Annotated in this window: 11 protein-coding genes; 7 read left to right on the forward strand and 4 right to left on the reverse strand. The window is 75.0% G+C overall.

Annotation, left to right across the window (positions count from 1 at the left end; translation table 11 throughout):
• Positions 1 to 130 precede the first annotated feature (130 nt).
• Positions 131 to 847 (forward strand): TetR/AcrR family transcriptional regulator, encoded by a 717-nt coding sequence (locus ACGF5G_RS32125; protein WP_393269820.1) that lies wholly within the window; start codon positions 131 to 133, stop codon positions 845 to 847.
• A 5-nt stretch (positions 848 to 852) separates the two neighbouring features.
• A complete protein-coding gene (locus ACGF5G_RS32130) occupies positions 853 to 1,827 on the forward strand; it encodes a VOC family protein (protein ID WP_393269822.1) in 975 nt (324 codons plus the stop codon).
• A gap of 116 nt (positions 1,828 to 1,943) precedes the next feature.
• Here the strand turns inward: ACGF5G_RS32130 and ACGF5G_RS32135 are convergent, their stop codons facing one another.
• Positions 1,944 to 2,798 (reverse strand): arginase family protein, encoded by an 855-nt coding sequence (locus ACGF5G_RS32135; RefSeq protein ID WP_393269825.1) that lies wholly within the window; start codon positions 2,796 to 2,798, stop codon positions 1,944 to 1,946.
• A 37-nt stretch (positions 2,799 to 2,835) separates the two neighbouring features.
• Here ACGF5G_RS32135 and ACGF5G_RS32140 point away from each other — a divergent pair, with 37 nt between their 5' ends.
• A complete protein-coding gene (locus ACGF5G_RS32140; protein WP_393269828.1) occupies positions 2,836 to 3,522 on the forward strand; it encodes a helix-turn-helix domain-containing protein in 687 nt (228 codons plus the stop codon).
• 94 nt (positions 3,523 to 3,616) lie between these two features.
• Here the strand turns inward: ACGF5G_RS32140 and ACGF5G_RS32145 are convergent, their stop codons facing one another.
• On the reverse strand, positions 3,617 to 4,012 hold the full coding sequence (locus ACGF5G_RS32145) for a VOC family protein (RefSeq protein ID WP_393269831.1): 396 nt from the start codon (positions 4,010 to 4,012) through the stop codon (positions 3,617 to 3,619).
• A gap of 191 nt (positions 4,013 to 4,203) precedes the next feature.
• Between ACGF5G_RS32145 and ACGF5G_RS32150 the strand changes: the two genes are divergently transcribed.
• The 4 genes from ACGF5G_RS32150 (at position 4,204) to ACGF5G_RS32165 (ending at position 9,463) form a co-directional block, all read left to right on the forward strand.
• Positions 4,204 to 4,353, forward strand: coding sequence for a hypothetical protein (locus ACGF5G_RS32150; protein WP_350685822.1), 150 nt, complete (start codon positions 4,204 to 4,206; stop codon positions 4,351 to 4,353).
• 7 nt (positions 4,354 to 4,360) lie between these two features.
• Entirely contained in the window at positions 4,361 to 5,785 is a 1,425-nt protein-coding gene (locus ACGF5G_RS32155; RefSeq protein ID WP_393269834.1) for a class I SAM-dependent methyltransferase, read from the forward strand.
• Between the two features lie 115 nt (positions 5,786 to 5,900).
• On the forward strand, positions 5,901 to 7,904 hold the full coding sequence (locus ACGF5G_RS32160) for a sulfatase-like hydrolase/transferase (RefSeq protein ID WP_393269968.1): 2,004 nt from the start codon (positions 5,901 to 5,903) through the stop codon (positions 7,902 to 7,904).
• A 275-nt stretch (positions 7,905 to 8,179) separates the two neighbouring features.
• Positions 8,180 to 9,463, forward strand: coding sequence for a citrate synthase (locus tag ACGF5G_RS32165; RefSeq protein WP_393269835.1), 1,284 nt, complete (start codon positions 8,180 to 8,182; stop codon positions 9,461 to 9,463).
• A 151-nt stretch (positions 9,464 to 9,614) separates the two neighbouring features.
• Here ACGF5G_RS32165 and ACGF5G_RS32170 read toward each other — a convergent pair whose 3' ends face one another.
• Positions 9,615 to 11,018: a glycosyltransferase family 4 protein gene (locus ACGF5G_RS32170; RefSeq protein ID WP_393269839.1), complete on the reverse strand. Its 1,404-nt coding sequence runs from the start codon at positions 11,016 to 11,018 to the stop codon at positions 9,615 to 9,617.
• A 237-nt stretch (positions 11,019 to 11,255) separates the two neighbouring features.
• A complete protein-coding gene (locus ACGF5G_RS32175; RefSeq protein ID WP_393269842.1) occupies positions 11,256 to 11,945 on the reverse strand; it encodes a fasciclin domain-containing protein in 690 nt (229 codons plus the stop codon).
• Positions 11,946 to 12,180 lie beyond the last annotated feature (235 nt).

Below are 12,180 nucleotides of genomic sequence, written 5' to 3' on the forward strand. Positions count from 1 at the left end.
GGTTTTTGGTGCGTGGCTGTGGGGGGGGGGGGGGGGGTGGCGCGCGGCCCCCCCCACCCCCCCCCCCCACACGCCGTCGTGACTGATGACCAGAATGCTATTCTGGTCATCAGTCATCGAGAGGGGTCCCGTGGCGGAGCGACAACCGGATCAGATCGACCGCGCCGACCGCATCCTCGACGCGGCGAAGGAGTTGCTGCTGCGCTGGGGATACCGGCGGGTGACCATCGATGAGATCGCGCGGCACGCCGGCGTCGGCAAGGGCACCGTCTACCTGCACTGGCGCAGCCGGGAACAGTTGTTCTTCGCCGTCGGCGCGCGGGAGGCGGCCGCGATGCTCACCGCAGTGGTGACCGCCATGCGGGAAGACCCGAAAGAGATCGCGCTCCACCGGTACCTGCGCCGGTTCTTCCTGGAAGCGATGTCGCGACCGGTCCTGCGCGCGATCTTCACGCGGGACACCGACGTGCTGGACCGGTTCCTGTCCAGCCCCGCCCGCCGCCCCCTGCAGAGCGCCAAGCTGCTGGCCTCCCGCGACTACCTGAAGGTCCTGGCCGACAACGGCCTGCTGCGGACGGACCTGCGGCCGGAGGACCTGGACTACACCCTGCCCGCGGTCATGTTCGGCTTCTTCGGCATCGACCGTTTCCTTTCCCCCGAGGTGGAACCGGGGCTCCCGGACAAGGCCGACCAGCTCGCCGACACACTGTGCCACGCGTTCGAACCAGCGCAGCCACCGTCGCCGGCACGGCTCGCCGCTGCCGCGCCGGCGGTTGTCGCCATCCTCGACCGGCACACCGACGACTACCGCCGCGCCGCCTACGGCGCACTGACCGGCGAGGGGTGACAGCCATGGGCAGGGACATCGGCGGCCTGCATCACGTGGGCCTGGTCGTGGCAGACATGGCCAAGGCTGTCGAGACCTGTCGGCGGCTCGGTTTCACCGTTCCGCCGCCGGCCTGTCCGACGCTGCCCACCGCTCCGGGAGCGCCCCCGCGACCGGTCGGCGCGGCGAACACCCACATCTACCTACGCCGCAACTTCGTCGAGATCGTGACCGTCGTCGAGGACGGCCAGCCGATGCCGGCGGGGGCGCGCACGATTCCCCTCGACGTTCCCGACGACAAACTGCCGGGGCTTCTGGCCGCCGTCCGCGGCGCCGCCGCGAACCTCACCGCCTGCCTGGACCGATTTCCCGGCATGCACATCCTCATCTTCGACTCACCGGACATCGACCGCGCCGCCAGCCGACTCGACAGCGCAGGTGTCGGCCACGGCGGCGTGCACGCCGTACAGCGCCCGATCGAGACCGCCGACGGCACCCGGATGGTCCCTGCCCACTACCTGGAGATCAACAGCGACGAGCCGGGCGCGCCACCCGGCCGCCTGCCCGAGGGCAGGCTCGGCATTGCCGAGAACGCCGCCGTCGATGAGCACCAGCAGCCGGCGCACGCCAACGGCGCGGTCGATCTGGTGGGATGCGTGCTCTGCGTACCTGACGACGAGTTGCCCGAGACGGCACGCCGCTACGAGGCGTATCTCGGCCGCGCCGCTGGCCGCGATGGCCCCACCGCGACCTTCGACCTCGACGATGCCACCGTCACCCTGGTCGCCGCCTCCGCGGTGCCCAACCTGCCGCCGGGTGGGCGTCCGCCAGCCGTGCCCGCCTTTGTCGGGTACACGGTCGCCGTACACGACATCGCCCGGACCGAGGAGTACCTGAGGGCAGCCGGGGTGTCACACACCAAGCCCCGGGCGGGCGAGATCGTCGTACCAGCCAGCGAGGCCCTCGGCGCCGCGATCGTCTTCCGCTCCAGCACCCGCTGACATCAACCCCGGACGTCCGATGAGGGTCTTCACAGCCCGCTCGCGGCGGTGGTGGACGAGTCGGTGCGCATCCGCCACCCGCACCCGGCCGGCCGGCTCTCGCGCTCGGCGCGCGGTCAGTCGGACAGCAGCTCGGCGAGGGCCGCCGCGATCCGCTCCGCGTGCCGCCCGTCGGGGTCCTCGTCGGCGTTGAAGTCCGCGACGCTCATCCCGATCAGCCGACCCGAGCGCACCAGCGGCCGGACCAGCGCCGCGAGGTCGGCCCAGTCCAGGCCGCCCGGCTCGGGGTAGCTGACCGCCGGCAGCACGACCGGGTCGAGCACGTCGAGGTCGAGGTGCAGCCAGGCCGGCGTGATGCCGGTGGCCAGCTCCCGGCCCACGGCCGCCGCGTCGGGCCCGCGCAGCCGGTCGGCCGGCACCAGGTGCACGGCGCGGTCGACCCGGAAGGCTTCCATGCCCTCCGCCACGTCCGGGTCCGGCGGGCGGTGGCCGAGCACGTGCACCTGGTCGGGGTCGACCAGCGGCCCCTCCCGGTCGAGGACGCCGGCCGGGCCGTGGTCGGTGACGATCGACAGCTCCATGTCCGCCGCCTCACCGGTGGGCGAGGTACGCCCGTCCTCGAAGTCGAGGTGGGCGTCGAGGAACCACAGGTCGAAGCCGGCCGGCAGCCCCTGTAGCGTGCCCGGCAGGATCGCGCAGTCGCCCCCGAGCACGAGAGGGCTCTGCCCGGCGTCGAGCAGCTCCGTCACCTGGGCGGCGATCGCCCGGGTGGCCCGCCGCAGGTGTTCGACGCCGATCACGCCGGTCTCCGGGTCCCGGGCGGGATCGGTCACCAGGGTGTCGACCGCACCGGCGTCCGCCGCGCCCAGTCGGCCCAGCAGCCCCGCCGACCGCAGCGCCGCGGGCGCCCGCCGCTCGCCCCGGCCGCGGCCGGAGGAGTCGAGCGGAGCGTCCAGCACCGACCATCGCACAATCGAAGGCTAGTCCGGTCGTGGCAGGCTGGGCGCCATGTACCGGGAACGTCCCGCCGGGTTTGCCGGCGCGGTGCTCTGGACCAGCACGACGAGGGTGGATGCCGCGCCGACCCGGGTGCTCCCCGACGGCTGCGTCGACCTGATCTGGACGAGCCGTGGTGGCCTGCTGGTGGCCGGGCCGGACCGCACCGCGCACCTGAGCGGCGGCGGGCCGGCGCAGCGCTGGGTGGGGCTGCGGCTGCCGCCCGGCGTCGGCCCGGCGGTGCTCGGCGTGCCCGCCGTCGAGCTGCGCGACCGACGGGTCCCCCTGGCCGACCTGTGGGGCGACCGCGACGTCGACCGGCTGGCCGAGCGGGCCGGGGCCGCCCCGGCCGCCGTGCTGACGGAGACCGCCGCGGCGCGGCTGCGGGCGGTCGGGGGCCCGGACCCGCTCGGCGTCCGGGTCGCCGCCGCGCTGGCCGCCGGCACGACCGTGGCGGCGGCCGCCGCCGAGGTCGGCCTCGACCCGCGCGCCCTGCATCGCCGCAGCCGGCACCTGTTCGGGTACGGCCCGAAGACCCTGGCCCGGATCCTGCGGATGGGGCGCGCCCTGGCGCTGGCCCGCGCCGGCACCCCGCTGGCCGAGGTGGCGGCCCGCTGTGGGTACGCCGACCAGGCCCACCTCACCCGCGACGTGCGGGACCTGGCCGGGGTGCCGCCGACCGTCCTGCTGTCCCACTGAGCGAACCCGGTCCGGCCCTGCGGTCGAGCCTGGGCGAGCGGATCGCGCTCAGCCCCGCGAGCGGGCCGCCCGGCGTCGCGCCGAGGGGGCCGGCTCAGTCCTGTGCGAGCGGGGCGAACAGGTCCACGCCGTTGCCGTCCGGGTCGAGTACCACCGCGTACCGCTGGCCCCAGTAGGCGTCCCACGGGGGCAGGTGGCCCGGGTGACCCTCGGCCACCAGTTCGGCGTAGAGCCGGTCCACCTCGGCCGGGTCGGCGCACCGGAACGCGAGCCCGGCCCCGCCGCCGCCCCCGAACTTCCGGTCCGGGTCGAAGGAGCGGACGGTCTCGGCGGTGTCCCAGGCCAGCCGGAGGCCCCCCGGCAGGGTGACCTCCACGTGCGGCTCGGTGTCGGCCTCGGCCGGGATGTCGAGGCCGAGCCGGCGGTAGAAGGCGAGCGAGCGTGGCAGGTCGCTGGCGACCATGCCGATGAGATCCAGTGTCGGTGCCATGACTGCCACGGTAGGGGTGGCCCCCGACGGGCGTCTTGAACGAAACGGACGCCGGGTGGAGTGTCCGGTGTGGCCTTCACAGCGGGGACGATCGGCGTACGGTGTCAGACAAGTCCGGCTTTCCGGCCAAATCCCTCATAGGGTGCGACCGGGCGCGCCGGCGGTCGAGACGGCGAGGGAAGGAGCGGTCGGTGGAACACCTGGCCTACCTGGACGCGGGGTCCGGCAGCCTGATCGTGCAGGCGGTGGTCGGCGGGGTGGCCGGCGCCGCGGTGGCGGCCAAGCTCTACTGGCGGCGGCTGGTCGACCGCTTCCGCCGCCAGCCCACCGACCACCGCTGACCGGGCGATGGTGACCCCCCACACCGGCGTGCGCGCCGAGCCCGGGTCGTTCCGCGACCCGGCCAACCGGGTCTTCCACCTCGGCGACGACGTGCTGCGCGGGCTGGACGAGCGGGCCGCCTGGGAGTGGCGCGAACTGGCCGCCGCCGACTTCTTCCCGCCGCTGCTCGCCGCCGGCAAGGTCTGCGGCACCGAGCCGGTCGAGCCGGCGCGGGTGCCCACGGCCGCCCGGTGGGCGGCCGTGCTCCGCCACGAGCGCATCCCGTTCGTCTCGCACCCGTACGAGTGGTCCTTCGCCATGCTGCGGGACGCGGCGCTGCTGCACCTGGAGATCCTTCGGGCGGCGCTGCCGGCCGGGTTCACCACCAAGGACGGCTCGGCGTACAACCTCCAGTGGCGGGGGGCGGAGCCGGTCTTCATCGACGTCGGCTCGTTCACCCCGGCGCGCGACGGCGAGCCCTGGGCCGGCTACCGGCAGTTCTGCCAGACCCTGCTCTACCCGCTGCTGCTCGGTGCCCACCTCGGGCTGGACTTCCAGCCGTGGCTGCGCGCCCGGGTCGACGGGATCGAGCCCGACCAGATGCGCCGGCTGTTCGGCGGGGCGCGCCGGCTGCTGCCCGGCGTGCTCACCCACGTGCACCTGCACGACGCGATGCAGCGCCGCAACGCCCGGGCCAGCACCGCCGACGTCCGGTCGCAGCTACGGGCGGCCGGCTACTCCCGGGACCTGGCCCTGGCCACCGTACGCGGGATCGAGAAGCTCGTCCGCCGGCTGGAGCACCGCCCGGCCGCCAGCCACTGGGTCGACTACCAGCGCACCTGTGCGTACACGGCCGACGACCGGGCCGCGAAGGAACGCTTCGTCGCCGAGGCGCTGGCCGGCCCGCCGCGTCCCCGCCTGGTGCTCGACCTCGGCGCCAACGACGGCCGGTACGCCCGGCTCGCCGCGCGGCAGGCCGACTACGTCGTCGCGGTGGAGCAGGAGCCGGCCGTCGTGGACGGGCTCTACCGGGCGCTGCGCGGCGAGGGCGAGCGGCGGATCCTGCCGCTGGTGATGGACCTCGCCGATCCGTCCCCCGGTGGTGGCTGGCGGGGCGTCGAGCGGGCCTCGTTCGCGGACCGGGCCCGGGCGGACGTGGTGCTCGCCCTGGCCGTGGTGCACCACCTGGCGATCGGGCGCAACGTGCCGCTGACCGAGGTGCTGGAGTGGCTCGTCGGCCTCGCCGCCCCCGGTGGCCGGATAGTGGTGGAGTTCGTCCACCCCGAGGACCCGATGGCCCGCCGGCTGCTGGCCAACAAGCCCGAGGGACTCTTTCCGAGCTACCGGCGCGCCGAGTTCGAACGGCTGCTGGGAGCCCGGTGCCGGATCGCGCGCCGCCTCGACCTGCCCTCAGGCACCCGGACCCTCTACGCGGCGGTCTCGGGTGGCTGAGCCGGCAGGCGGCCCACCGCCCGACCCGGCGGCCCACACGGCACCGGCGGCCCCGACCGCCCGGGCCGACGACACCGCCCCGGCGGGCCACGTCGCCCCGGCCGACCCGCCGCCGGTGTCCGAGCGGGCCGGCCGGTCGTCGGGCCGGCGGGCGGAACTCGGCCGGCTGGCGGAGGTCGCCGCCCTCGTCGGCCTCGTGGTGACCCAGCCGCTGCTGGACGTCCTCGGCCGCAGCCCGGACTTCTTCCTGTTCCACCGGGCGGACCGACGCGAGATCCTGCTGCTGGTCGCGCTGGTCGTGCTGGTGCCCACGGCGGCCGTGGCGCTGCTCGGCACGCTGTCCCGGCTGGCCGGGCGGGCCGCCCGCTCGGTGACGCACACCCTGCTGGTCGGGCTGTTGCTCGCCGCCCTGGCCGTGCAGGTCGGCCGGCACGGTACGCCGCTGCGGGGCGTACCGCTGCTGCTGGTGGCGGCGGTGGCCGGCGCCGCCGGGGCGGTCGCGCACCGGCGGTGGCGCGCGCCCGGGCGGGTGCTGCGGCTGGCCGCCGCCGGCCCGCTGCTCTTCGTGGGGTTGTTCCTGTTCGCCTCGCCCACCTCCACGGTGGTGTTGCCCGGCGGCGAGGGCGGCGCGGCCGGGACGGCCGGGCCCGGCAACCACCCGCCGGTCGTGGTGCTGGTCCTCGACGAGCTGCCGCTGGTCTCCCTGCTCGGACCGGACGGGCGGGTCGACGCCACCCGGTATCCGCACTTCGCCGAGTTGGCCGCCGGCTCCACCTGGTACCGCAACGCCACCGGCGTCGCCGGCTGGACGCCGTACGCGCTGCCGGCGATGCTCACCGGCCGGTACCCGCAGCGCGCGGCGGCGCCGCACTACTCGCAGTACCCGGACAACCTCTTCACCGCCTTCGGCGGCCTGTACGACATCCGCGCGGAGGAGAGCATCACCCGGCTCTGCCCGCCCAGCCGGTGCGAGTCGCCGGTCACCCCGGAGCAGGGGATGGGCGTGCTCGTCCGGGAGACCGGCGGACTGCTGCGCCGCCTCGCCGGCCCCGTGGACAGCCGGGTCGACCCGGAGGACTCCTACCGGGAGCGCACCCGAGCCGAGGCGGGCATCGACGACGCCGAGCCGGTGCCGGCGGACCCGAAGTTCCGCTGGGACAGCCTGAACGCCAACCAGCCGGCCCGGTTCACCAGTTTCCTGGCCGGACTGCGGCCGGCGTCCCGGCCGACGCTGCACTTCCTGCACCTGCTGATGCCGCACCCCCCGTGGACGTACCTGCCGTCCGGAACGCGCTACGACGCCCCGGAGGACCTGCCGAACGACGGCGACGGCTGGGTGGAGCTGGCCCACCGGCGCCACCTCGCGCAGCTCGGCTACACCGACCGGCTGATCGGGGAGACCCTGCGCACCCTGCGGGCGCGCGGCCTCTACGACGAGGCCCTGCTGGTGGTCACCGCCGACCACGGGGTCAGCTTCACCAAGGGCGCCCAGGGGCGCGGGATGGACGCCCTCCGGGCCGCCCCGGACGAGGTTGCCTGGGTGCCGATGTTCGTCAAGACCCCGGGGCAGCGCGCCGGGCGGGTCGACGACCGGAACTGGCAGCACGTCGACCTGCTGCCCACGATCGCCGACGAGGCCGCCATCCGGCTGCCGTGGCAGGTCGACGGCCGGTCCGCCCGCGAGGCCCCGCGCGCCGAGACGGGCAAGGTCTTCTACGACCGCCCCGGGGAACCGACGCCCATCCCCGGCGGCGTGCCGGCCCCGCCCGCGCCGCCCGCGCCCCACCCGCTCGTGGGCACCGCCGTCGGCGACCGTCCGAACGGCGGCACCGCCCGCGTCGCCGACCTGTCCGCGTTCCGGGCCGTCGACCCGGACACCGGGCGGCTGCCGGCGGCGGTCTGGGGCGACGTGCCGGACGAGGTGCCCGACGGCACCCTGCTGGCGGTCGCCGTCAACGGCCGGGTCGGCGCCGTCGTCCCGGTGGTCCCCCGGGACGCCGGTGGCCGCCGCTTCGCCGCCCTGGTCGCCGACGACCGGCTCTTCCACGCCGGGGCGAACCGGCTGGACGTCTACCGCGTCGCCGCCGACGGGACGCTGCACCGCCTCGACCTGTCCTGAGCCGCCGCGGCCCGCCCGCGACGGGCGCCCTGCCCTCCGCGACGCGCGCCCTCCCGCCTGCGCCGGGCGGCCGGCCCATCGGTAGCGTTCCCATGCTCACGCGGCACCCGCGGCCCCGACGTGCCCGAAATGGATGGGGTTTCCCGGCCCGCTGGTCGGGAATCGGGTGACGCAGACCTCACCGCCGAACCACGGCGGGCGGTATCCCCGCGACCGCGATTACGGTAAAAGCGAAGGCAATTCAACGCAGATCTGCCGGCGAAGCGAGGAACCACATGACGGAAGTCAAGCTCGATCACCCCGGTGGGCAGCTTTCGATGCCGGTGCAATCCGCGGTCGAGGGCCCCGCCGGCATCGGGGTGGGCAAGCTGCTCAAGGAAACCGGGATGACGACGTACGACCCCGGTTTCGTCAACACCGCGGCCTGCTCGTCCGCGATCACCTACATCGACGGCGACGCGGGGATCCTGCGTTACCGCGGGTACCCGATCGAGCAGCTCGCGGAGAAGTCCTCGTTCCTGGAGGTCTCCTACCTGCTGATCTACGGTGAGCTGCCGAGCCAGCAGCAGCTGACCGAGTTCTCCGAGCGGATCCGGCGGCACTCCCTGCTGCACGAGGAGATGCGCCGCTTCTTCGACGGCTTCCCGCGCGACGCGCACCCGATGGCGGTGCTCTCCTCGGCCGTGAGCGCCATCTCGACCTTCTACCAGGACAGCCTGGACCCGTTCGACGCCTCGCACGTCGAGATGTCCACGGTCCGGCTGATGGCGAAGGTCCCCACCATCGCCTCGTACGCCTACAAGAAGTCGATCGGCCAGCCGCTGCTGTACCCGGACAACTCGCTGGGCTACGTGGAGAACTTCCTGCGGATGACCTTCGGCGTGCCGGCGGAGCCGTACGAGGTCGACCCGGTGGTGGCCAAGGTGCTGGACATGCTGTTCATCCTGCACGCCGACCACGAGCAGAACTGCTCCACCTCGACCGTGCGGCTGGTCGGCTCCAGCAACGCCAACCTCTTCGCCTCGGTCTCGGCCGGCGTGAACGCGCTCTTCGGCCCGTTGCACGGCGGCGCCAACCAGGCCGTGCTGGAGATGCTGGAGAAGATCCAGGCCGACGGCGGCGACGTCGCGTCCTTCGTCCGCAAGGTGAAGGACAAGCAGGACGGCGTGAAGCTGATGGGCTTCGGCCACCGGGTCTACAAGAACTACGACCCGCGCGCGGCGATCGTGAAGAACGCGGCCCAGGACGTGCTCGGCCGGATGGCCAAGCCGGACCCGCTGCTGGACATCGCGATGCAGCTCGAGGAGATCGCGCTGGCCGACGACTTCTTCGTGTCCCGCAAGCTCTACCCGAACGTGGACTTCTACACCGGCCTGATCTACAAGGCCATGGGCTTCCCGACCAAGATGTTCACGGTGCTCTTCGCGCTGGGCCGGCTTCCCGGCTGGATCGCCCAGTGGCGCGAGATGATCAACGACCCGGAGACCAAGATCGGCCGCCCGCGGCAGATCTACACCGGCTCCCCGGAGCGGGCGTACGCCCCGTTCTCGGAGCGCTGACCTCCGCCGTACCACGCCGAAGGCCGCCGACCCGCACCGGGTCGGCGGCCTTCGCCGTCTCCACGCCCATCAGGCCCCGCCGCGTCGCCCGCCGGTTAGGAAGGGCCCCTTCCTCTACCGAAAGCGTTAGGAAGGTGCCCTTCCTTACTTCTCAGCGCAGGCCGGCGGCGGCCAGCAGGTTGCCCTCCGCGATGGCCGGCAGGGCGCGGCCCCGGGCCATCCGTTCGGCGGCCCGCGCGGCGGTGAAAGCCGGCGCCGTGGCGATCGCCGCGGCGTAGGCGGCGGCCGTGCGGTGCGCGATCGCCGTCCAGCCGTACCGCTCGTGGACCATGGCGTGGGCGCGGCGGGCCAGCTCGCGGGCCCGCTCCCGGTCCGACAGCAGGGCGTGCACGGCGTCGGTCAGCCCGTCCGGATCGTGTGGCCGGAAGGTCATCCCGGTGACGCCCGGCTCGACGATCTCGGCCAGCCCGCCGGTCGCGGCGACCGCCAGGGGCGCGCCGGCGGCGGCGCCCTCCAGGGCCACCATGCCGAACGGCTCGTAGATGCTCGGCACCGCGAAGCAGTCCGACGCGGCCATCACCGCGGGCAGGTCGGTGCCGCCGAGGAAGCCCGGGAGGCTGACCGTGCCGGCCAGGCCGAGACGGTGCACCTCCGCCTCCAGCTCGCCGCGGTACGGGCCGTCGCCGACGATGACCGCGCGCAGCCCGGGGTGCCGCTCGCGCAGCCGGGGAAGCCCGGCGATCAGGTGCTGCACGCCCTTCTCGTAGACCAGCCGGCCGGCGAAGGTGACCAGTGGGCCGTCCCCGGCGAACCGGGCGCGGGCCTGCGCCACCGCGGCCGCCGGCGCCCGCCAGCGGTGCGGCTCCACGCCGTTGGGCACCACGTCGACCCGGCCGGCCGGCACGCCGAACAGCCCGGTCACCTCGTCGCGCATGTAGCCGGAGCAGACGATCACCCGTCCGGACTCGCCGGCCAACCAGTGCTCGACGCCGTGGATGGTGCGGTTCATCTCCTCCGGCAGCCAGCCCTGGTGCCGGCCGGCCTCGGTGGCGTGGATGGTGCTGACCAGCGGGATGTCCAGGTGCTCGCGCAGGGTCATCGCGGTGTGCGCGACGAGCCAGTCGTGGGCGTGGATGACGTCGTACGTGCCGGCCTCGGTGGCGCGCAGGGCGGCCCGGGTGAGGGTGTGGTTGAACGCCATGGTCCAGGCGAGCAGGGAGGAGGTGGCCAGCGGGAAGGTGACCGGGTCCTCGGCGGCGCGCACGATGCGGACGCCGTCGGCGTACTCCTCCAGGGGCGCGCCGTCGGCGTGCCGGGTGACGACGGTGACCTCGTGCCCGGCGGCGGCCAGGGCCACCGACAGGGCGTGCACGTGCCGGCCGAGCCCGCCCACGAGCACGGGCGGGTACTCCCACGAGAGCATCAGGATGCGGCGGGTCTGCGGGGGCGTGCCCGGCCCGGCGTGCGCCGGGACCTGGGGCCGGGAGGTGAGGGTGGGCCGGTGGACCCGACCCGGGGAGGTGGTGGGCTGCTCGCCGACCCGCAGGGTCGTCACATCAATCTCCGTCCATGCATGAAGGTGCGCGCCGGCAGCGGTGGCGGCGAGACAGTGGTGGGGGTGGCCGAGGGGCCGAGGGGAGACGCGCGTGCGCGTCCCGTGAACAAGCAAAGGGCATCGAGCCCGATCCCGCATCTCGAAAAGGGCCAAGGTGACGGAGGACACCGGCCGCCGACCCCCGGGTGCGGGGTCGGCGGCCGGTGTCGTGGGCCGGTTGGGGAGCCGTCGGGCCGCTCAGTGGTAGTCGTCCTCCTCGCGGGCGGTGTCCGGCAGGCTTCCGAGCACCTTGTTGATCACGTGGATCCGGGCGCCGGCGGCCCGGTAGTCCGCGCAGACCGTCTCGGCCCGGTCGGCCAGCCGGGCCCCCGGCTCGGCCGCGGTGACGGCGAGGGCGCTGCCCGCGAGGGTGGTGACGGAGCCGGCGGCCACCAGTTCGGCGGCCGAGCGCGCCCCGCCGACCAGGTGCTCCTTCAGCAGCCCCCGCAGCGTGTCGGTGTCCTTGAGCAGCAGGTGGTCCAGGTTGGCGGTGGAGAACTTGGCCCGGAAGGCGTCGTCGGTCGGGGCGAGGATGGTCAGCCCACCGGCGGCCGACAACTCCTCGGCCATCCCGGTGGCCCGGACCGCCGCCTCGAACGTGGTGAGCACGGGAATCCAGGTGAGGGCCTGGTCGGGCGACTGGCCCACCAGCGAGCCCGGGCTACCCGGCTCGGCCCCCGAGGGCAGCACGTCGCACAGCGGTCCGGTGACCGCGACCGGTGTGGCGTCGCCGGTGCGGTCCGTCGCGGCGGGCGTCTCCTCCTGCGAGCTGGTGCACCCGGTCACCGCGACCAGGAGGGCCAGCGCAGCCCCGGCCACCGCCCGCCGGCGGCGGGCGACCCGGGACCGGTTTCCGGAGCACGGCCCCGGGGTGAGGGTGTCGGGCACGGTCTTCTCCACTTCGGAACGGGTGCGGGTGGTGGCGGGGCGGGGGGGGGGGGGCGCCCGGGCCGCCCCCCGCGGGGGGGGGGGGGGCCCCGGGCCCCCCCCCCCGCCCCGCCCGCCGCCGGGCCCCCCGCCGGGGGGGGGGGGGGGGGGCCGGGGCCCCGGGGGGGGGGGGGGGGGGGGGGGGGGGGGGGGGGGGGGGGGCGCCCCCCCCCCCCCCCCCACCGCGTTCGGGCGG

Source organism: Micromonospora sp. NPDC047730 (assembly GCF_043204765.1).
GTDB lineage: Bacteria > Actinomycetota > Actinomycetes > Mycobacteriales > Micromonosporaceae > Micromonospora.

Bases quoted from the DNA above. Each gene is read 5' to 3' on its own strand.
- ACGF5G_RS32140 (WP_393269828.1), top strand. From the start codon at position 2,836: ATGTACCGGGAACGTCCCGCCGGGTTTGCCGGCGCGGTGCTCTGGACC.
- ACGF5G_RS32130 (WP_393269822.1), top strand. From the start codon at position 853: ATGGGCAGGGACATCGGCGGCCTGCATCACGTGGGCCTGGTCGTGGCA.
- ACGF5G_RS32165 (WP_393269835.1), top strand. From the start codon at position 8,180: ATGACGGAAGTCAAGCTCGATCACCCCGGTGGGCAGCTTTCGATGCCG.
- ACGF5G_RS32145 (WP_393269831.1), bottom strand. From the start codon at position 4,012: ATGGCACCGACACTGGATCTCATCGGCATGGTCGCCAGCGACCTGCCA.
- ACGF5G_RS32155 (WP_393269834.1), top strand. From the start codon at position 4,361: ATGGTGACCCCCCACACCGGCGTGCGCGCCGAGCCCGGGTCGTTCCGC.